The 19,100-nt window shown below is 73.6% G+C and carries 17 protein-coding genes; 2 read left to right on the forward strand and 15 right to left on the reverse strand.

Annotated elements, in window-relative coordinates; genetic code table 11:
- Window positions 1-7: 7 nt before the first annotated feature.
- The 6 genes from M3677_RS04850 to M3677_RS04875 form a co-directional block, all read right to left on the reverse strand.
- Window positions 8-2,542, reverse strand: a complete 2,535-nt coding sequence (locus M3677_RS04850) for a hypothetical protein (protein ID WP_251159912.1) — start codon at window positions 2,540-2,542, stop codon at window positions 8-10.
- 160 nt (window positions 2,543-2,702) lie between these two features.
- A complete protein-coding gene (gene pth / locus M3677_RS04855) occupies window positions 2,703-3,287 on the reverse strand; it encodes an aminoacyl-tRNA hydrolase (protein WP_251154676.1) in 585 nt (194 codons plus the stop codon).
- A gap of 32 nt (window positions 3,288-3,319) precedes the next feature.
- Window positions 3,320-3,952 (reverse strand): 50S ribosomal protein L25/general stress protein Ctc, encoded by a 633-nt coding sequence (locus M3677_RS04860; RefSeq protein WP_066652537.1) that lies wholly within the window; start codon window positions 3,950-3,952, stop codon window positions 3,320-3,322.
- Window positions 3,953-4,287: 335 nt separating this feature from the next.
- Window positions 4,288-5,250: a hypothetical protein gene (locus tag M3677_RS04865; RefSeq protein ID WP_251159913.1), complete on the reverse strand. Its 963-nt coding sequence runs from the start codon at window positions 5,248-5,250 to the stop codon at window positions 4,288-4,290.
- 10 nt (window positions 5,251-5,260) lie between these two features.
- Window positions 5,261-5,917 carry a response regulator transcription factor gene (locus M3677_RS04870; protein WP_251159914.1) on the reverse strand — a complete coding sequence of 219 codons (657 nt, stop codon included), beginning with the start codon at window positions 5,915-5,917 and terminating at the stop codon, window positions 5,261-5,263.
- Window positions 5,914-7,116, reverse strand: coding sequence for a sensor histidine kinase (locus M3677_RS04875; RefSeq protein ID WP_066652525.1), 1,203 nt, complete (start codon window positions 7,114-7,116; stop codon window positions 5,914-5,916). Before M3677_RS04875 ends, M3677_RS04870 begins: the two co-directional genes overlap by 4 nt.
- 115 nt (window positions 7,117-7,231) lie before the next feature.
- Between M3677_RS04875 and M3677_RS04880 the strand changes: the two genes are divergently transcribed.
- Window positions 7,232-7,843, forward strand: a complete 612-nt coding sequence (locus tag M3677_RS04880; protein WP_066652521.1) for a hypothetical protein — start codon at window positions 7,232-7,234, stop codon at window positions 7,841-7,843.
- Window positions 7,844-7,856: 13 nt separating this feature from the next.
- Here the strand turns inward: M3677_RS04880 and M3677_RS04885 are convergent, their stop codons facing one another.
- The 9 genes from M3677_RS04885 to M3677_RS04925 form a co-directional block, all read right to left on the reverse strand.
- Window positions 7,857-8,819, reverse strand: coding sequence for a hypothetical protein (locus M3677_RS04885; protein WP_251159915.1), 963 nt, complete (start codon window positions 8,817-8,819; stop codon window positions 7,857-7,859).
- Window positions 8,820-8,994: 175 nt separating this feature from the next.
- Complete coding sequence (manD, locus tag M3677_RS04890) at window positions 8,995-10,350, reverse strand: D-mannonate dehydratase ManD (RefSeq protein WP_235426496.1); 1,356 nt, start codon at window positions 10,348-10,350, stop codon at window positions 8,995-8,997.
- Window positions 10,347-11,627 (reverse strand): mannitol dehydrogenase family protein, encoded by a 1,281-nt coding sequence (locus M3677_RS04895; RefSeq protein ID WP_066652516.1) that lies wholly within the window; start codon window positions 11,625-11,627, stop codon window positions 10,347-10,349. The genes manD and M3677_RS04895 overlap by 4 nt, the downstream gene beginning before the upstream one ends.
- Window positions 11,624-12,496, reverse strand: a complete 873-nt coding sequence (locus M3677_RS04900) for a sugar phosphate isomerase/epimerase family protein (protein WP_251159916.1) — start codon at window positions 12,494-12,496, stop codon at window positions 11,624-11,626. Before M3677_RS04900 ends, M3677_RS04895 begins: the two co-directional genes overlap by 4 nt.
- The gene (locus tag M3677_RS04905) at window positions 12,493-13,677 is read right to left on the reverse strand and encodes a Gfo/Idh/MocA family protein (RefSeq protein ID WP_066652507.1); all 1,185 of its coding nucleotides are present in this window, start codon (window positions 13,675-13,677) and stop codon (window positions 12,493-12,495) included. The genes M3677_RS04900 and M3677_RS04905 overlap by 4 nt, the downstream gene beginning before the upstream one ends.
- Window positions 13,674-14,510 (reverse strand): sugar phosphate isomerase/epimerase, encoded by an 837-nt coding sequence (locus M3677_RS04910; protein WP_251159917.1) that lies wholly within the window; start codon window positions 14,508-14,510, stop codon window positions 13,674-13,676. The genes M3677_RS04905 and M3677_RS04910 overlap by 4 nt, the downstream gene beginning before the upstream one ends.
- Window positions 14,511-14,635: 125 nt before the next feature.
- A complete protein-coding gene (locus M3677_RS04915) occupies window positions 14,636-15,583 on the reverse strand; it encodes a carbohydrate ABC transporter permease (RefSeq protein WP_251159918.1) in 948 nt (315 codons plus the stop codon).
- Complete coding sequence (locus M3677_RS04920) at window positions 15,580-16,593, reverse strand: carbohydrate ABC transporter permease (protein WP_066652494.1); 1,014 nt, start codon at window positions 16,591-16,593, stop codon at window positions 15,580-15,582. The genes M3677_RS04915 and M3677_RS04920 overlap by 4 nt, the downstream gene beginning before the upstream one ends.
- The gene (locus tag M3677_RS04925; RefSeq protein WP_209683786.1) at window positions 16,593-17,945 is read right to left on the reverse strand and encodes an ABC transporter substrate-binding protein; all 1,353 of its coding nucleotides are present in this window, start codon (window positions 17,943-17,945) and stop codon (window positions 16,593-16,595) included. Before M3677_RS04925 ends, M3677_RS04920 begins: the two co-directional genes overlap by 1 nt.
- 142 nt (window positions 17,946-18,087) lie before the next feature.
- Here M3677_RS04925 and M3677_RS04930 point away from each other — a divergent pair.
- A partial coding sequence (locus tag M3677_RS04930; protein WP_251159919.1) for a LacI family DNA-binding transcriptional regulator occupies window positions 18,088-19,100 on the forward strand: 1,013 nt, incomplete at its 3' end.

Consider the following 19,100-nt stretch of genomic DNA (forward strand, 5'->3'; position numbering starts at 1 on the left):
AACACGGTCAGCTGCGGCGACGGAGTCGGGACCCGATCAGGACGAGCAGCGCGGCCACGAGCAGCGCGGGCGCGACGGGTGCGGCGCCGGTCCAGGCGAGGGTGGTCGGGCTGCGGTCCGCAGACGTGGAGCCGGCCCGGTCGGGAGGCGCGGCACCGTCCGCCGCGTCGGCACCCGTCACGCCGGTGGTCCCGCCGCGGCCGGCGGCCGCCCCCGGGTCGGCGCTCGGGGTCGGGGCGGTCGGGGTCGGGGCGGTCGGGGTCGGGGCGGTCGGTCCTCCCCCGCCGGTGGAGCCGTCCGGGCCGGGCGACGGGTCGGGGTCGGGTGCGGCCGTCGGTGCGGGGGCGCCGGTCGGACCGGGGGTGGGTCCGGACGAGGCGTCGGGCGCGGGCGACGGTCCGGGCTCCGGGGCGGTGGTCGCCCCCGGCTCGGGCGCCGTGGTGGGTCCGGGCGCGGTGGTCGGCTCGGGCGCGGTGGTCGGCTCGGGCGCGGTGGTCGGCTCCGGCGCGGTCGTCGGTCCGGGCGCCGTGGTCGGCTCCGGCGCGGTCGTCGGTCCGGGCGCCGTGGTCGGCTCCGGCGCGGTCGTCGGTCCGGGCGCCGAGGTCGGCTCCGGCGCGGTCGTCGGTCCGGGCGCCGAGGTCGGCTCCGGCGCGGAGGTCGGTCCGGGCTCCGGCCCCGCGGTCGGCTCGGCCGTCGGGGACGGTGCGGGCGACGGCTCCGCTCCCGTCGAGGGTGTCCCGGTCGGGAGCGGTCCTGCCGTGGCCGGGGCGGAGGGGGTCGGGGGCGCGCTCGCCTCGCCCGTCGGGTCGGGATCCGGCTCGGGTCGGGGGTCCGGGTCGGTCGTCGGTGTCGCGCCCGGGGTGCCCGACGGCGTCGGGGTCGGCTCCGGGGTGGTCGGTCCGGGCGGCGTCGGGGTGGGGCCCGGCTCGTCGGTCGGCTCCGGGTCCGTCGAGGGACCGGGCTCCGTCGAGGGACCGGGCTGCGTCGAGGGACCGGGCTGCGGCGTGGCGGTCGGCTCCGCGGTGGGATCGTCGGTCGGGGAGGGCGACGAGGTCGGTGCAGGGGTCACCGTCGGCGTCGCGCTCGGCTCGTCGGAGGGCTCGTCGGTCGGCGCACCCGTGGGGGCGGGGGTGGGCTCGTCGGTCGCCGGCGTCGGCTGGTCGGTCGGATCCGACGTCGGCGCTGCGGTCGGTTCCGACGTCGGCCCGGGGGTGGGCTCCCCCGTCGGGTCGGACGTCGGTGCAGCGGTCGGTTCCGACGTCGGATCGGGGGTGGTCTCCCCCGTCGGGTCGGACGTCGGCGAGGCGGTCGGCTCGGGCGTCGACGGGTCGGTCGGGGAGGCGGTCGGGTCAGGCGTCGGCGGGTCGGTCGGGTCGGCCGTCGGCGAGGGGGTCGAACCGCTGCTCGGGTCACTGCTCGCCGGCGTCGTCGGCTCGCCGGTCGCCGGAGTCGTCGGCTCCGCCGAAGGTCCGGGAGACGGGGCGGTCGTGGGGCCAGCCGTCGGCTCGGGCGTCGGGGTGTCCGACGGCAGGGGCTCCGCCGTCGGTGCGGTCGGGCTCGTGCCCGGGCTCTCCTCGACGCTGCCGGACGACGTCGCGGTGACGATCCGCTGCCGGTTGTAGTCCGCCACGACCAGGCTCCGACCCGGGCCGACGGACACGGCGGTCGGGTTCGCGAGTGCCGATCCGTCGGGCGCCGTCGAGAACGCCGGAGCCCACGCGCCGCCGGCGTCCGACCAGACGCGACCGTTCCCGTTGTCCACGACGAAGACGTCCCCGTCGTCGACCGCCACCCCGCGGAGCCGGGTCTGCCCGTCGGCCGGGAACCCGAGCGCGCTGACGACGCCCGACGCGCGGTCGACCTGCCACACCTCGTCGGGTCCGGCGTCCGTCACGGTGAGCGTTCCACCGTCGGCGGAGATCGCGACGCCGCTCGGGTCGGACCACGGACCCGCGACCGCCGTCCACGTCCCGCTGCCGAGCTCGGCCGTCCAGAGCGATCCGCTGCCGGGCACGGCCGCGAAGACCGTCGTCCCCTGCACCGCGAGTTCGGAGACGGCTCGTCCGCTCGGAGGCGGGGCCCACCGGGAGACGACGAGCCCGTCCGGGGAGAGGAGCGTGATCGACCGCCGCCCGGCCTCGGCGACGAGGATGCGGCCGTCGTCGAGGGTGGTCACGGCCGACGGGTTCCACATGTCGCCCGGCGCCGTGCCGAACGGAGCGACCACGCTCCAGGTGCCGTCGAGTCCGCGGCGCAGCAGGCCGTTCCCGGCGAAGTCGGCGACCAGGAGTCGTCCGTCGACGTCGTGGTGCACGTCGTTCGGGGCGGAGAAGCTGCTCGCGACCGGTGGCGCGGACGACTCGGCGCTCGTCGGTGTCCAGGTCTCGGTGGCGGCGACCGCGCCGTCCTGGGTCAGCAGGGAGGCCATGCCGACCGCGATGAGCGCGACCGCGGCCGGGACGACGGCGAGGACCGCACGCACCCCCGTGCCGGAGCGCTGTGCGACGTCTTCCGGTCCTGCCCGGTGTCGTGCTCGCCCCACGTCGCCCCCTCGTCGTCGGGACGGTCGCCCCGACGGCGAACCTACCGACGACCGGGGGACGTGACGGTCCCCCAGTTCGGGGACCCGGCGGGAACCGGACAGCAGCGTGGACGACCCACACCGTGCCTCCCGGCCGGATCCGCGGACTCGACCGGACGCGTCAGGAGGGCGCGTGCACGCGCTGCTGCGCGGCGAGGAGCCCGAGCTCCGCGATCGCCTCGACGGCGTCGGCGCCGTCGGCGAGCAGGTTCGACAGCGTCTTCTTCTCGGTCGGCGAGAAGTCACGCAGGACGTAGTCGGCGGGGTCCTGGCGACCCGGGGGACGGCCGATGCCGATCCGCACCCGGGTGAACTCGTTCGTGCCGGTCGCCTTGATGATGTCGCGGAGCCCGTTGTGGCCGCCGTGCCCGCCGCTGCCCTTGAGACGGACGGTGTCGAACGGCAGGTCGAGTTCGTCGTGGACGACGACGAGGTCCGCCGGGGTGGCGCTGTAGAACCCGAGCACGCTCGAGACCGGGCCACCCGAGGTGTTCATGAAGGATCCTGGCTTCGCCAGGACGAGCTTCGGTCCGCCGGGCACCAGGCGCCCCTCGGCGACCTGGTTCGGCGTCTTGTGCTTCTTGAACGTCGCACCCATGCGGGCGGCGAGTTCGTCGAGGACCATCTGGCCGACGTTGTGACGGTTCCCCGCGTAGCCGGGCCCGGGGTTCCCGAGCCCGACCACGACGAGGGTCGTTCCTGTCATCAGCGTCGGCCAGACGTTCCGCGGCGGGTGTGTTACTCGGAGTCGACCGGGGCGGAGCCGCCCTCGGCACCGGCCTCGGCGCCCGCCTCGGCAGCAGCCTCGTCGGCAGCGTCGTCGTCAGCGGTGCCACGCGGGGTGACGATCTGCACGACGAGCGCCTCGCCGTCGGTCTCGAGCTCGGCGCCGGTCGGCAGCTCGAGCTGCGAGGCCAGCACCTGGGTGCCGTCCTCGAGGCCCTCGACGTCGACGGTCACGTGCTCCGGGATGTCGGTCGCCTCGACGAGGAGCGAGACCGAGGAGAGGTCCTGGACGTGGATCGTGCCGGAGAACGACTCGCCCTCGACGACGACGGGGACGTCGACGGTGACCTTCTCGCCACGGCGCACGACGACGAGGTCGATGTGCTCGATGATCTGGCGCACCGGGTCGCGCTGGACGTCCTTGACGAGGGCGAGCTGGGCCGCACCCTCGATGTCGAGGTCGACGACCGCGTTGGCGGTACGGACGAGCAGCATCGTCTCGTGGCCCGGGAGGGTGATGTGCTGCGGCTCGGTGCCGTGGCCGTAGACGACCGCGGGGATCTTGTCGGCGGCGCGGAGCTTGCGTGCAGCGCCCTTGCCGAACTTGGTGCGGGTCTCCGCTGCGAGCTTGGTGTAGTCGGCCATGGTGCCTCCTGGTGTCGGGGTCGACGCCGGGGTGCCGGCATCGGGGGGTCTGTGGTGTTGCAACTCGAACGCGTGCACGCGTGAGGAACGCTCCCAGGACTGGGCCGGGTCTCCCTACCGCGTCGATCACGGCCGCGCGCTGCGCGGCCCTCGCCGAAGTCGGTTTGTGAGTCTAGCAGGGGACGTCGGGCGTGTCGCACCGCGGCACCGCCCACCACCGGACGGGAGGCTCGTGGCGGTGCCGCCACGAGCCTCCCGTCCGTCCCTGCGCACGGTCGCGGACCGGTCCCCCCAGGTCCACCTGCCCGCGACCGCGGGTCCGTCGCCGGTGCCCGTCAGTCGACGCCCTCCGGTGCCTCCGGCGCCAGTCGCTCGATCGTCCTGGCGACGCGGTCGACGACCGCGAGCTGGTCCGGCCGGGCGGCTGCCAGCACGGCGGCGTCGGTGGCGGTGACGTGGAGGAGCCGGGACCACTGCGCGTCGTAGAGCGCCTCCCGGTAGCCGGACGACTGCTGGCAGGCCAGGTCGTGCTCGGCGAGGGCGATCTCGGGCTTCGTGACGGGCAGTGCGAGGCCGCTGATGCCGAACGCCTGGCGCATCGGAGCGGTCGGCATCCCGTGCGGGTCCTCTGGGAGCGCGCTCGGGGCGTGCGGTCCCAGGCACGTGCGCCAGCGGGCCGCCGCAGCGACGACCGCCGGTTCTCGTCGTGCCTCGTCCGCGGCGAGGTAGGTGAGGCGCTTCGCGGTCATCGAGGCGCCCTGGGCTTCCCCGTCGTCGTCCGTGCCGAGCGCGCGACGGGAACGTTCGAAGCACCGATCGACGGCGGACCGGTCGGCGCGGTCGAACGCCGCGTTGTGCTCGGGGTCCTCTGCCCACTGCCGCCAGCCGTCACGGTTCGCACCCCGTGCCGACGGCCGGTGGTAGCCGAGGTCCGCCGCCGCCGCCTTGCTCAGCGGTCGTGACCAGTCGAGTGCGGGAGCGTCGTTGCCGCGTTCCGGCGTCTCGTCGGCGATCGACTCTGCCTGCAGGCCCGCGGACGTCGCCCACGGCACCGGGAAGTCGATGCCGACGTCACGCAGGCAGGACTGGTCGAGGAGCGACTCGGCGTACCCGGTCTCGGACCAACCGGGCTGGGCGTAGCCGTCGAGCGGCATCGACCACGTGTCGAGGTCGCGCTCCACCGTCGGGCGGACGGCGTGGTCGGCGGGCTCGGGCAGGCTGTGCAGCACGGCTCCCCCGAGGCCGGCGAGGACGAGGACGAGTGCGCCGGACTTCGCGGCACGCTGGGTGATGCGCATGGTGTTCCCCCTAGGCGCGGACGAGTCCGCGTTCGTGTGCGGTGATGACGACCTGGATCCGGTTCCGGAGTCCGAGCTTCGTGAGCACCGCGCGGACGTGCGTCTTGACCGTGGCCTCGCTGAGGAACACGGTCGCCGCGATCTCCTGGTTGCTGAGCCCCTTCGCGACGAGCAGGAAGACCTCGCGCTCCCGGGCGGTGAGGACGTCGAGCACCTCGTCCGGGCGCGGGGTCTCGACGAGGGTCCCGTCGGCGCGGAGCAGGTCGAGCGCCTCGGCCTCGGTCGGCGCCGGACGCCCCTCGTGGACGTCGCGGATCGTGCCGAGCACCACCTCGGGCAGGGCGTCCTTCGTCAGGAACGCCGCCGCTCCCGCACGGAGGGCGGCGAGCACGGCCTCGTCGCGGCGGATCGTCGTCAACACCACGACCCTCGGACGGTCTCCGCCCTGCGCGGCCAGGCGTGCGGTGGTCTCGATGCCGTTCAGCACCGGCATGCGGAGGTCCAGGAGCAGGACGTCGGGGTCCTCGTCGGCGCAGAGCTCGAGCGCCGCGGCGCCGTCGGCAGCGGTGCCGACGCAGACCATGTCGTCCTGGGCCTCGACGAGCATCCGCATGCCGGAGGCGAAGAGGTGCTGGTCGTCGACCACGGCGACGCGGATCGCGCTCACCGGGCGTCCTCGACGGGCACCCAACCGGTCACGACGAACTCGTCGGCGTCGTCACCCGCACCGGCCCGGAGCCACCCGCCGGCGAGCCGTGCCCGCTCCCGCATGCCCTCGATGCCCGAGCCCGCGCCGTCGAGCTGCACCAGGGGCGCGTCCCCTCGCGAGGTGACCACGATGCCGAGGCCCGGGCCGCGCCAGTCGAGCACGACGCGGGTCGACGCCGTCCGCCCCTGGTGCTTGAGGACGTTCGTCAGGCTCTCCTGCACGATCCGGTGCACCGCTCCCCCGGTCGCCGTGCCGACAGCTCCGGGCACACCGTGCTGCTCGAACGTCGCACGCATGCCGAGGTCGCGCATGTCCTCGACGAGGTCGGGGACGTCCACGAGGCCGTGCACCGCCACCGACCCGGTGCCCTGGATGCGTTCGACGAGTGCACGGACGTCGCCGAGGGCGCTCCGGCTCACGTCGGCGATGTCGCGGAGGGCCGTCGCTGCCGGTGCGCCGGCACCGGCGATCGCCGCGGCGCCCTGGGCCTGCGAGACCACCACGGCGAGCGAGTGTGCGAGCGAGTCGTGCACGTCGCGGGCGATCCTGGCGCGTTCCTGTTCCGCGCGGAGCTCGGCGGTCGTGACCTCGGTCTCCCGCTCGGCCGCGACGACGCGGGTCCTGGCGAGGCCGATCCGCCACGCTGCACCGACGGCGACGCCGGCGGCCCAGGCGATGCCGCTCGCGCCGGCGATCGCCAGCGACAGGAGCACGAGGTCACTCCGCGTCCCCGAGTGCGCCCCGGTCCAGTTGCCCCAGACGTCGGGGTCGGCGACCGTCGGCACCGCCATCGCCCAGGCGGCGGCGATGCTCGCGACGCCGAGCACCGGGACCGCGAGCCACCGGAGCAGCCCCGACCGCCCTGCACCGACGACGCCCACGACGATCGCGATCGCCAGGTACTCCGGCCACGTCGTCGCGCGCGGGCGGTCGAGCAGGTGCAGCGCCTGCAGCAGCGGGACCACCACGACCAGGCCGAGCGCCGTCGCGGGCATCCAGTTCGTCAACCCGATGGCGACGGCGAACGCGGCGACGACGAGCACGTGCCCGGTCAGCTCGGAGCGTCCGGCCTCGGCGACGATCCAGAGCACCAGGTACACGGCACCGACGACCGGAGGCAGCACGTGCCGGACGCGGCGACGCAGGAAGGAGGTCATGTCGGCGAGCGTAGGGCGGGCGTCGACGCGGCTGCGAGCTCGGGCGGCACCTTTCATCCGAGTGGATGAGGTGCCGTCGAGCCCTGCGGTCAGGACGCGTCGCTAGCGTCGGGGCGTGTCGACGAACGAGTCCCTGCCCGCGCGCGACCCGGCCACCGACGACCGGTGGGCAGCGGCGGCGCGCGCAGCCGAAGCGCTCGCCCGCGGACCGAGGCGGGGACGCGGGCCGTCGATCCAGGCCGCCCTCGCCGCCGCCGCGACGCTGGTGGCCGGCATCGACGTGCCGCTCGCGGTCCTCGGTGGGCTCGACTGGCGCGTCGCCGTCGCGGTCCTCGGGTGGGTCGTGGCGGTCGGGGCGTGGTCGGTCGCTCGACGGCGCGGGCGACTCGAACCGTTCCTCCCTGCCCGGTCTCCGGTCGCACTCCTCGGGGCTGCCGATCGTCGGGACCTCCGCCGACAGCTCCGCGGTGCGGAGGTACCCACGCCGCGATCGGTCGACCTGGTCGACGCGATCACCCGGTGGCAGCGCCGGACGTCGGCGGCGACCCTGCCGAGCCTCGTCGGACTGGGGATCGTCCTGCTCGGCTCCCCGGGGCCGCTCGTCCCCGCCATCGTCCTCGCGACCGCCGTCCTGGTGGTCGTCCTCGCCGTCGCTGAGCGTCGTCGGTGGTCGCGCGTGCAGCGGCTCGTCGCGGAGGTGCGTTCCGAGCGATCGGCTGGTGCCTGAGGGTCGTCACCGGTCAGCGACCGACGTCTCGGCGGTGGTGCTGCGCGGCGCGCAGGAGGTCCCGCGCGCGGTCACTCGCGTCCGCTGCCTCGTCGCGCGCGCGTTCGGCCCGCTCGACCTCGACGACTGCTTCGGCGAGCTGCCGTTCGAGCTCGGCACGACGGTCCTCGGCGGCCTCGAGTTCCTGCTCCGCCGCGTCGAGGGCCGCGTCGGCATCGCGGGACTCGGCCCGAGCGGTCGCCTCGGCCTCGCGAGCGGCGCGGCGCTCGGCAGCTGGGTCGGTACGCGGTCCGGGTTCGGCCTGCGGTTCGGCTTCCGGCTCCGGCTCCGGCTCGGACTGCGGCTCCGGCTGCAGCTCCGGCTCCGGCTCCGGCTCCGGCTCCGGCTCCGGCCGGGAGGCTCGGCTCCCCTTCCGGGATCGGCGCGCGCTGGTGATCGGGATGGGTTCGGCGTCGGTACCGGACCACGCGTCCGGTACCGCGTCGGGATCGGCCAGTGCCCCGTCGAGGTCGACGTCGTCGAACCCGGCGCTCTCGAGCGGTCGGACGAGCAGGCCGGACCGGACGGCGGCGCCCGCGTGCTCGTCGGCCATCGCAGCCTCGATCGTCGCGCGGACCTGGTCGAGGACGGCGGATGTCAGCGGGTGGCCGGCGTCGGACGCCAGGTCGGCCCCCGCCTGCGCCAGCGCGGCGACGACGTCGGACCGCTGGCGGCGGAGCCGTCGGATCTCGTCGGGGTCGGCGTCCGCCTGGGCCTGCCGGATCGCCGGGCCGAGGTCGACCGCCTCGTCCAGGGCGCCCTCGTGCGCGAGCAGGTCGACGACCCACGCCGCGGGCGCGGGCTTGCGCAGACCGCCGATGCGCGTCGCGAGCGCTCGGTCGTCCTTCCGCACCGCACGCTGCCGAGCGGTGCGTTCCCGGACGAAGTCGGCGGGCGCGACGAGGAGCAGTTCCCTCGCCTCGTCCGCGAACTCCATGCCCCCAGCATGCCCGTCGACGCACCCGCGCTCTCGACGGAAGCACGAGCGACCGGGCACGACACGCCGCGCGTCGCTCACCGAGCGGGCCGCGTACGTCACCGTCGTGCGCGACCGTGCCGTACGTCGCCCGCTCGGGGGCGGGGGCGGGGTCGGCCGCCGGTCCGGCGTCGGACTACCAGTCGTGGACGGTGCCGTCGGCCAGGCGGTTGAACGGCAGGTACGCCTGCTCGTACGGGTACTTCCCCGCCTCGTCCACGTCGAGCGTCACGCCGAGGCCCGGCTCGTCGCCCGGGTGCAGGTACCCGTCCGTGAAGGTGAACGTCTGCCGGAACACCTGGTTCGTCCTCGGTCCGTGCTGCATGTACTCCTGGATGCCGAAGTTGTGGATCGCCATCCCGAGGTGCATCTGCGCGGCGAGTCCGACGGGTGAGATGTCCGTCGGCCCGTGGAACCCGGACTTGATCTGGTACATCGCGGCGTAGTCCATCGTCTTGCGCAGCGGGGTGACGCCGCCCATGTGGGTCACGGCACCGCGCACGTAGTCGATGAGCTGGTCGCGGATGATGTCCTTGAAGTCCCAGATCGTGTTGAAGACCTCGCCGATCGCGAGCGGCGTGGTGGTGTGCTGCCGGACGAGCTTGAGCGCCTCCTGGTTCTCGGCGGGGGTGCAGTCCTCGAGCCAGAACAGGTCGTACGGCTCCAGGCTCTTGCCGAGCTTGGCCGCCTGCAGCGGGGTCATCCGGTGGTGGCCGTCGTGCAGGAGCGGCAGCTCGGGCCCGAACTCGTTCCGGACGGCCTCGAACACGGTCGGCACGTGGCGCAGGTAGGCACGGGTGTCCCAGTCCTCCATCGCCGGGAACGCACCGCGCTGTGCCGGCTCGAAGTCGTACCGGACGCCGGCGTTGCCCTCGGTCGTCCGGTTCGACGCGATGCCGTAGATGCTCTCGAGCCCGGGGACGCCCGTCTGCACGCGGATGGACCGGTAGCCCTCCTCCTGGTGCTCGCGGATCGAGTCGAAGAGCTCCGGCAGCTCCTTGCCCGAGGCGTGGCCGTACGCCATGAGTCCGGTGCGCGACGCCCCGCCGAGCAGCTGGTAGAGCGGCATCCCGGCGACCTTGGCCTTGATGTCCCACAGCGCCATGTCGACGGCCGCGATGGCGGCCATCGTGACCGGGCCCCGGCGCCAGTACGACGAGCGGTAGAGGAACTGCCAGGCGTCCTCGATGCGGCTGGCGTCCCGCCCGACGAGCAGCGGGACGACGTGCTCGGACAGGTACGCGGACACGGCGAGCTCGCGGCCGTTGAGGGTGGCGTCGCCGAGCCCGGTGACACCGTCGGCGGTGGTGATCCGCAGGGTGACGAAGTTGCGGTCCGGACTCGTGACGATGACCTCCGCCCGGTCGATGAGCTGTCCGCGGTCGGCCGACGCCCAGGTGTCCGGTCGGCCGGCGGTCGGGTCCGTCGCCCCGCCGCCGTCGGCAGCGCCGGGGACGGGCGCAGCGGGGTTCGTGGTGCCGGTGTCGGTCATGCGTGGACTCCTTCGTCGACGGGGCCGCGTGCTGGTGCCGCGGCGGCGCGGATGCGTTCGGCGGCCGCGGTGACGGCGGCCACCACGGGGGTGGTGTCGAGGTCGGGCGCGACGACCCCCAGGACGTCGTGCACGTCCGAGTCTGGCCCGGGTGCTCCGGCGTCGTCCACCAGCTCGGCCTGCGTGGTGCAGTGCACCCACCAGGCGGCGAGCAGGGTCGCGGCTCCCGGGCCGACCCCGGCGTCGGGGTCGCGCTCGAGTCGCCGACGCAGGACGTCGACGACGCGGACGGGCAGCTTCTGCGAGCCGCCGGACGCGATCTGGCGCAGGGTGTGCCGGATGCGCGGGTTCGCGAACCGCTCGACGAGCGCGGCCCGGGCGTCGGCGACCTCGTCGGCCGGCAGCGGGAGTTCGGCGGCGGCTTCGTCCCAGAGCTGCTCGACGGCGGTCCGGCAGCGTGGGTCGTCCATCGCCGACGCCACGGTGTCGTGGCCGAGCAGCAGGCCGAGGTACGCCAGGAGCGAGTGCGCCCCGTTGAGCAGCCAGAGCTTCCGCTGCTCGTACGGGGTGACGTCGGGCACGAGCCGGACGCCGGCGGTCTCCCACTCGGGGCGGTCGATGCCGTCGAACACGTCCTCGAGCACCCACTCGGCGAAGGGTTCCGTGACCACGGGCACACGGTCGCCGTCGAACGCCCCGGGCAGGTCGCCGATCTCGTCGAGGTCGGCGGCGGTGGTGGCCGGCGTGATCCGGTCCACCATCGACGACGGGAAGGCGACGGACGACTCGATCCACGACCGGAGTGCCGGGTCGTCCGTCGCCCCCAGCACCGCCTCGCGGAGCACGGCGCCGTTGTGCGTCAGGTTGTCGAGCGACACCAGGGCGATGCGTCCGCCGTCGGCGGCCCGGCGTGCGGCGAGCCCGTCGACCAACCGGGCCGGCACGTCGGCGTCGGCGCGGTAGCCGGCCTCGGTGACCGTCAGCGTGACGATGGTCGTCCCCGGGGACGCGACCACGTGCCTCCAGGCCGTGCCGTCGCCGCCGGGGTGCGCCGCCACGATCGAGTCGACCACCTCGGCCGTGTCACCGTCGGCCGCTCGCGTCACCAGCGTGTACCGGCAGTCCTGCCCGGCGAGCGCATCGGCTGCTCCGGGCGAGCGCCCGGTGAAGGCGGTGATCCCCCACGGATCACCGCTGGCGTGCTGCGTGTACCAGGCGAGGTGGGCGCGCGCGAACGCGCCGATGCCGAGGTGGGCGATGCCGGGGCGCCGACTCATGCGGTCACCGGGACCAGGGAGCGCAGGTACGCCAGGTTGTCGGCGGTGCGCTCGGCGAGCGGCAGGTCGGTCGAGAAGTCCTCGATGGTGACCCAGCCGTCGTACCCGTGCCGTCGCAGGGCGTCGAGGTACTCGGACACCGACGCCTGGCCGTCGCGCAGCGGTGCCCACTCGTTCCGCCAGATCCGGCTGCCGTCGGCCCGGGTCTCGCCGGTGTCGACCCACCGTGCGTTCTTCACGTGCGCGTGGGCGAGGTACGGCCCGAGGAGCTCGAAGGCCGCGAGGTGGTCCTCCTGCCCCTCGATCACGAGGTTCCCCAGGTCGTGGATGACGCCGACGTGCTCGGGGTCGAGCCCGTCGACGAGCCGGAGCGCGGCCGACGCGGACGGGGTGATCGTCATGTGGTGCAGCTCGACGAGTGCCTTGACACCGAGCGCGGCAGCACGCACCGCCGCCCACTCGAGGTCGGCGCGCGTGCGGTCGAAGAGCTCCCCGTAGGTGGCGCCGGTCCGCTCGCGCTCGCGCTGGTACCAGGGCATGGTGACGCGCACCTGGCGGGCGCCGAGTTCGCTCGTCACCCGGAGCATCGTCTCGACGCCCTCGTGGTCGGACACCGGCTGGTAGCCGCCGATGCCCGAGTACTGCAGGCCGGCTGCGGCGGTGGTGCGGGCGATCTCGCCGACCCGGTCCGCGATGCCGGTGAACTGCCAGGTCGACCGGTTGCCGGCCCAGAAGCCGGACGAGCCGTCCTCGGTGCGGTCGTCGACGATCCGCCACTCGATGCCGTCCCAGCCCTGCTCGGCGAGGGTGTCGGCTGCCTGCGACGGGGTCCAGTCGGGCGTGGACGCGGTGAACACGGAGAACTTCACCGGACTGCTCCTTCCCGGGGAGCGACGACCGGTTCGACGTCGTCGTACTTCCCCTCGATGACGTCGTCGATCCGGACGGGCTGCCCGAGCGTCGCGCTGACGTACAGGCCGCGGACGGTCGCGAGCGACACGAGGGCGTCGTCGACGGTCACGCCGGGGTCGCGCCCCTCGCGGATCGCGGCGACGATGTCCGTGTACTGGCGGGCGTGCCCCGCGGCGAAGTGGTCGGGCTCCGGCGGGCCGCCGACGACGTGCTCCGGCGGGACGACGTCGTGCTTCTGGTCGACGGCGTCGGCGACCGCGGTGGCGTTCGCCGTGGTCGACGCGGACTCGAGCGTCGCCGCGTCCGGTGCGACGTGGAAGTACGCGAGCCGGTCGTCGTCGACGATCGCCGAACCGTGCGTGCCGTACACCGCGTAGCGCGCGGAGAGTCCCGGGTAGGCGGCGGTCGTGCAGTGGATGACGCCGAGCGCGCCGCCGCGGAACCGGACGGTCGCGACCGCGGTGTCCTCGACCTCGATGCGGTCGTGCGCGAGGAGCCCGACCTGCGCCGAGATCTCCTCGGGACGACCGAGTGCCCAGACGAGCAGGTCGACGGTGTGCACGCCCTGGTTCATCACCGCGCCGCCGCCGTCGAGCGCCCACGTGCCGCGCCAGTCGCCCGAGTCGTAGTAGCCCTGCGAGCGGTACCAGGCGACGCTCGCGACGCCGGAGGTCACGGTGCCGAAGTCGCCACCGTGCGCGGCTCCCGCGACCGCGACCGAGGCCGGGTCGAAGCGGTGCTGGCTGATCACGCTCGTCGTCACCCCACGGGAGCGGGCGTCCGCGGCGAGCGCCGCGATCTGGCGCGCCCGGGGCATCGTGGTGTCGAGCGGCTTCTCGATGACGACGTGCTTGCCCGCGGCGAGCGCCGCCTCGGCCAGCTGGACGTGCATGCCGGACGGGGAGCAGATCGCGACGACGTCGATGTCGGTCTGCGCGATGGCCTCCTCGACGGTCGCGGTGGTGACGGGCCGGTCGGCGCCCGTCGCCTCGATCTCGTCCGCCGCGCCGGTGGCGGCTGCGGGGACGGCGTCGACGAGGGCGACGACCTGCAGGTCCGGGTGCTGCACGGCGACGCGGGCGTGGTGGCGTCCGATGACGCCGGCGCCGACGACCGCCAACTTCAGGGGGGTGCTCATCGCAGGGTGACTCCGATCTGGTCGGTGAGGGAACGGAAGGCCCGTCCGGCACGGCCGAAGGCCGCGGGGCCGGAGAACCCGCCGAGGGAGGTGACGTCGCTGAGGTGCGGTTCGAGGGAGGCGTACCCGGAGTAGCCGGCGTCGCGGAGGGCGGTCAGGGTCTCGAGCAGTTCGCCGTCGCCCTCCCCCGCCGGGACGACGGACGCGTCGGCGGCCAGGGCGTCCTTCACCTGCAGGTAGTCCACGTACGGCGCGAGCTGCGCCCAGCCGTCGGTGAACGGCCGGACGCCGCACTGCACGTAGTTCGCGTTGTCCCAGGCGAGCCGCAGCGCGCTCGACCCGACGCTCTCGACGATGTCGAGCACGCGCTCGGGGACGTCGCCGTAGATGTCCTTCTCGTTCTCGTGCAGCAGGGTGACGCCCTCGCGCTCGGCGAGGTCGGCGAGCGCGCGCATCCGGACCATGACGTCGTCGCGCACCTCGTCCGCGGTGCGCCCGTCGAAGTAGAACGAGAAGATCCGGATGTTCGTCGTGCCGAGGGCGTGCGCGGCGGCGATCGCGCGGCCCAGCCGTTCGACCTCGTGCTCGATTGGCCGGTCGACGACCACCTTGCCGATCGGCGAGGCGATCGCGGACACGGTCTGCCCGCGCTCCTCGAACAGGCGGTGGAGGCCGGCGAGCTGGTCGTCGTCGAGGTCGGCGACGTTGGTGCCCCAGGCGCTGCGCACCTCGATCGCACTCGCGCCGAGCGCTTGCAGCACCGCGACCTGGACGGCCGGGTCGGCATCGATTTCGTCGCCGAAGCCGGAGAGCTCCCACGTTGGCTGGGTCATCGTGTTCCTTCCTTGTCGGACGGGAGGCGCGTGGCGGGCCGGCACCGCGCCTCCCGTCCGTCGTGTGGTTGCGTTCGCTCCTTGACGGAGCCGGCGGCCTCGATGGGTTCTGCCCGCCGACCAGGTCACTTGACGGAGCCGGCGGTGAGCCCGCCGACCAGGTAGCGCTGGAAGATGAGGTAGAGCGCGACGACCGGCACGGCGCAGACGATCGACGCGGCCATCATCTGGCCGTAGATCGGGACGGCGCCGCCCTCCTGGGCGGTGCCGAGCACCTGCAGCACCACGGCGACCGTGCGGGTGTTCGGGGTCGTCATGATCGTGCTGAAGAGCACGTCGTTCCAGCCGAGCAGGAAGGCGAAGATCGCCGATACCACGATGCCGGGCCACGAGAGGGGCAGCACGACGCTCCGCAGGATGCGGGTGCTCGAGGCGCCGTCGATGCGGGCCGCCTCCTCGAGCTCCTTCGGCAGGCCGCGCAGGTACGTCACCATCACCCACGTCGAGAACGGCAGGGCGAACGTCAGGTAGGTGACGAAGAGGCCCCAGCGGGTGCCGATCACCTGCACGCCGGTGGCGCTCGCGATGTTGGCGAAGACCACGAAGACGGGCAGGAGCAGCAGGGTGCCGGGGATCGACTGCAGGGCGAGCAGCCCGCGGAGGATCGTCAGCCGGCCGAGGAACCGGAACCGGACGAGCACGTAGGCGGTGGACACGGCGAGCGCCGCACTCGCGACCGCCACCGCACCGGCGGTGAGCAGGGAGTTCACCAGGCCCTGCCCGAGCGCCACGGTGTCCCAGATCGCCACGTAGTTCGACAGCGTGAACTCGGACGGGAAGTACTCACCGCGGGCGACCGCGACGTCCGAGTTCACCGAGCCGAACAGGATGTACAGCACCGGCACGGCGATGAACGCGACGAGGACCGCGATCACGGTGACCAGCAGCCACCGCGGCAGCAGCCGGGTGACGTCGGTGCCGTACGGACGCTTCGGGCGCTTCGCGCCACCGGCGGTGATGCTCTCGGTGAGCGTCGCGGTCGGACGGGTGCGGGTCTGGCTGAAGGCGCTCATGCGCGGGCTCCCTCGAGGTCGGCGGCGGCCGGGGCGGCGAGCAGGGCGCGGTCCGCGCGACGCTGCTTCCGGGTGGGGCCCGCGTCGTCTCCGGTGTCGAGCTTGACGGCCCGGAGGTAGACGAACAGCGGGATCGCGACGATCACCAGCGAGCAGATCGCCATCGCCGCGGACAGGCCGAAGCGGAACGACTGGAAGCTCGCGATGTACGTCAGGACGGGCATCACCTCGACGCTCGAGGGCAGGGGGTTGCCGAAGAGCACGAAGGGCAGCGTGAAGTTGTTGATGTTGTGCAGGATCGAGATGATGATCGCCAGGCTCAGCGGTCCGCGCAGGTACGGGAAGACGATGTAGCGGAGCTTCGCCCACCACGTCACGCCGTCGAGGGCGGCGGCCTCGTGCACCTCGTTGTCGACCGCCTGCAGTCCGGCGAGCGAGAGCAGGTAGACGAACGGCCAGCTCGTCCACACCATGACGCCGGCGAGCGCCCAGTAGGACGCGGAGCCGTTCAGCCAGAGGACGTCGGTGCCGAGGACGGTGTTCACCACGCCCTGCGGCTGGAGCATCGTGCGGAAGAACGTCCCGACGACGAAGGCCGGCAGCACGTACGGCACGAGGTAGATCGACCGGACCAGGCCGCGCCCGGGGAACCGGTTCTGCGTGGAGACCGCCGCGGCGACACCGATCGGGACGGTGACCGCGGTGACGAGCACCGACAGGGACACCGAGATCCAGATCGAGTGCAGGAGCGGCGAGTCGGTGAAGGCCTCGGCGAAGTTGGCGAACCCGACGAAGGGAGCGCTGAACCACTGGCGCAGCGTGTACTGGTCGAGGTCGAGCATCGCGATGTACAGGCCGACGAGCAGCGGTACGACGATGACGGCGAGCATGAGGACGCCGCCGGGCAGGAGCATCCAGAGCGGACGCTCGCGCTGGTACAGCGGGGTCGTCCCGTGCGGGCGGACCTCCCGCGGGGTCTCCTGGCGGGGTCGGGTCTGCGTGGTGGTCATCACAGCCCTCCGTTCTTCTGGCGGTCGAGCGTTGCCTGGGCGTCCCGCTGCGCCGCTGCGAGGCGCTTCCGGAGCTGGTCGTCGCTGACCTCGCCGCGCTTCAGCGACGGGATCGACTGCACGACGACGTCGACCAGCGAGAGCTGCACGTCCGACCAGGCGCCGGTGAAGGCGGTGGGCTTCGACAGTTCGCCGGCGCGGACGATGGGGGCGAGGTCGGGGTTCTGCTGCGCGATGCGGTCCGCCGCGACGGTGTTCGTCGGCAGTTGCCCGAACAGCTCGAAGTAGCGTTCCTGCGCCTCGGGCGAGGACACCTGCCGCACGAAGTCGAACGACAGGTCCTGCTTCGAGCCGTAGTCGGCGACGACGAGGTTGTCCCCGGACAGGATGCTCGCCGCCTCGATGCCGTCGGCGGGACGCTCGGTCGCGCCCGGGGGCACGGTCGGCAGCAGGGCGTACTCGTACTTGCCGTCGACGGCCGAGCCCTGCAGCGAGTTCAGGGAGGTCGTCGTGGTCATCGGGAAGAACGCGGCCTTGCCGTCGGCGAACTGCGCGAGGGCCTGCGGGTTGTTCCAGCCGATCGCCGCGGGGTCGACCACGCCGTCCTCCGTCACCCAGTCGAAGTAGGTGCGGTAGGCCTGCTCGACGGCGGGGGCGTCGATCTCGGCCTTCCCACCGTCGATGATCGTGTTGCCGGCGTTCTGTGCCATGCCCCACACGAACTTCCACGGGTCGAAGCCGTCCGCGTAGGCGATCGCCATGCCGTAGGTACCGTCGCCGGTGGTCTTCCGGGCGTCCTCGGTGAGCTCGTCCCAGGTCGTCGGCAGGTCCGTGATCCCGGCCCGCTCGAGGAGCTCCGTGTTGACGGCCATCACGAACGGTCGGCTGGCGAAGGGGATCCCGATCTGCTCCGCCGTGCTCGGACCGGAGATACCGAGGGACGCCGGTGCGAACTGGTCCTTGCCGCCGACCGCGTCCCACTGCTCCGGCCCCATCTCGACGAAGGCACCGGTGGCGTAGGCGGTCGGGGTGAAGGTCGTCCCGATCGCGTAGACGTCCGGGCCCTGGCCCGAGATGACGCTGGTCTGGATCGCGGTGAGCTCCTCCTGCGGGGTCGAGTAGGTCTCCCACTGGATGTCGGCACCCGTGGTGCGCTCGAACTCGGCGGCGGTCTCCCGCTGCCACTGCGCGCGTTCCTTCGGGTAGGTCGTGTCCGCGCCCATCATCACGCGGAGGGTGTCCGGGTCGTCGCCGCTGCCGTCGACGATCGCGCAGCCCTGCAGCGAGAGGGCGGCGACGGCGACGACGGCGGCACCGACCAGGATGCGGGTCCTGCGTCTTCCTGTGCTCATGCGGGGGTGTCCTCCTCGACTTCTCCTCGGGCGACGGTGCCCGGGACGGCGGCTGCGCTGCCGACGTGCCACCACTGTCCCGGCCGTGGCAACAACCGGCAACCGGTTGCCACTTGTTGCCACGCCGGCCTAGTTTCGCCTCGTGAGCAGCGCAGACACGGACACCTCGCGGCGGGTGACCATCCGGGACATCGCCGACGCGACCGGGGTCGCCCCGTCCACGGTCTCCCGCGCGCTCTCGCTGCCGGACCGGGTCAACCGCGACACCCAGCAGCGGATCCAGCAGGTCGCCCGCGAGCTCGGCTACGTCGCGAACTCGCAGGCCCGGGCGCTCACCTCGGGACGGACCCGGGCGGTCGCCGTCCTGGTGTCCGACATCACCAACCCCTTCTACTTCGACGTCATCCGCGGCACGCAGCACCAGCTCTCCGCCGCCGGGTGGACGCAGCTGCTCGTCGACACCGAGGAGTCCGCCGAGGCCGAGGTCGCGGCGCTGCGTGCCGTCGCCGGCAAGGCCGACGGCGCCGTGCTCACGGCGTCCCGCCTGTCCGACGCGCAGATCGCCCGGTTCGCCGAGCGCACCCCGCTCGTCGTCGTGAACCGTCGCCCGGCCGGGGTGCCGTCGGTCCTCATCGACACCCCCGGAGGCGTCGAGCAGGCCGTGCAGCACCTGGTGTCCCTCGGGCACCGGGACGTGCTCTACGTGGCCGGCCCGGACAGCTCCTGGTCGAACGAACGCCGCTGGCGGGCGCTCGTCCGCGTGGCGGGGCGCCTGGGTGTCCGGGTCGCCCGCATCGGCCCGCACGCGCCGTTCGTCGACTCCGGAGCGGCCGCCGCCGACGCCGCCGTGCACGCCGGGGCCACCGCGTGCATCGCCTTCAACGACCTCATCGCGATCGGGATGCTGACGCGGTTCCGAGAGCGGGGCGTCCGCGTGCCCGAGGACGTGAGCGTGGTCGGCTGCGACGACATCTTCGGTGCCGACTTCTGCAACCCGCCCCTGACGACCATGACGTCGCCGATCGAACGCGCCGGTCGGGTGGCGATCCGGATGTTGCTCGGTCGACTCGATGCGCTGCCGGCCGACGAGCCGCCGGGTGAGCACCCGTCGGGCGCCGTCGCGCTGCCGACCCACCTGACCGTCCGGGGGTCCAC

It is taken from the genome of Curtobacterium sp. P97 (assembly GCF_023712445.1).
Classification (GTDB): Bacteria; Actinomycetota; Actinomycetes; order Actinomycetales; family Microbacteriaceae; genus Curtobacterium.

Bases quoted from the DNA above. Each gene is read 5' to 3' on its own strand.
- M3677_RS04885 (WP_251159915.1), bottom strand. From the start codon at position 8,819: ATGGAGTTCGCGGACGAGGCGAGGGAACTGCTCCTCGTCGCGCCCGCC.
- M3677_RS04925 (WP_209683786.1), bottom strand. From the start codon at position 17,945: ATGAGCACAGGAAGACGCAGGACCCGCATCCTGGTCGGTGCCGCCGTC.
- manD (WP_235426496.1), bottom strand. From the start codon at position 10,350: ATGACCGACACCGGCACCACGAACCCCGCTGCGCCCGTCCCCGGCGCT.
- M3677_RS04920 (WP_066652494.1), bottom strand. From the start codon at position 16,593: ATGACCACCACGCAGACCCGACCCCGCCAGGAGACCCCGCGGGAGGTC.
- M3677_RS04910 (WP_251159917.1), bottom strand. From the start codon at position 14,510: ATGACCCAGCCAACGTGGGAGCTCTCCGGCTTCGGCGACGAAATCGAT.
- M3677_RS04865 (WP_251159913.1), bottom strand. From the start codon at position 5,250: ATGCGCATCACCCAGCGTGCCGCGAAGTCCGGCGCACTCGTCCTCGTC.
- M3677_RS04915 (WP_251159918.1), bottom strand. From the start codon at position 15,583: ATGAGCGCCTTCAGCCAGACCCGCACCCGTCCGACCGCGACGCTCACC.
- M3677_RS04875 (WP_066652525.1), bottom strand. From the start codon at position 7,116: ATGACCTCCTTCCTGCGTCGCCGCGTCCGGCACGTGCTGCCTCCGGTC.
- M3677_RS04860 (WP_066652537.1), bottom strand. From the start codon at position 3,952: ATGGCCGACTACACCAAGCTCGCAGCGGAGACCCGCACCAAGTTCGGC.
- M3677_RS04905 (WP_066652507.1), bottom strand. From the start codon at position 13,677: ATGAGCACCCCCCTGAAGTTGGCGGTCGTCGGCGCCGGCGTCATCGGA.
- M3677_RS04895 (WP_066652516.1), bottom strand. From the start codon at position 11,627: ATGAGTCGGCGCCCCGGCATCGCCCACCTCGGCATCGGCGCGTTCGCG.
- pth (WP_251154676.1), bottom strand. From the start codon at position 3,287: ATGACAGGAACGACCCTCGTCGTGGTCGGGCTCGGGAACCCCGGGCCC.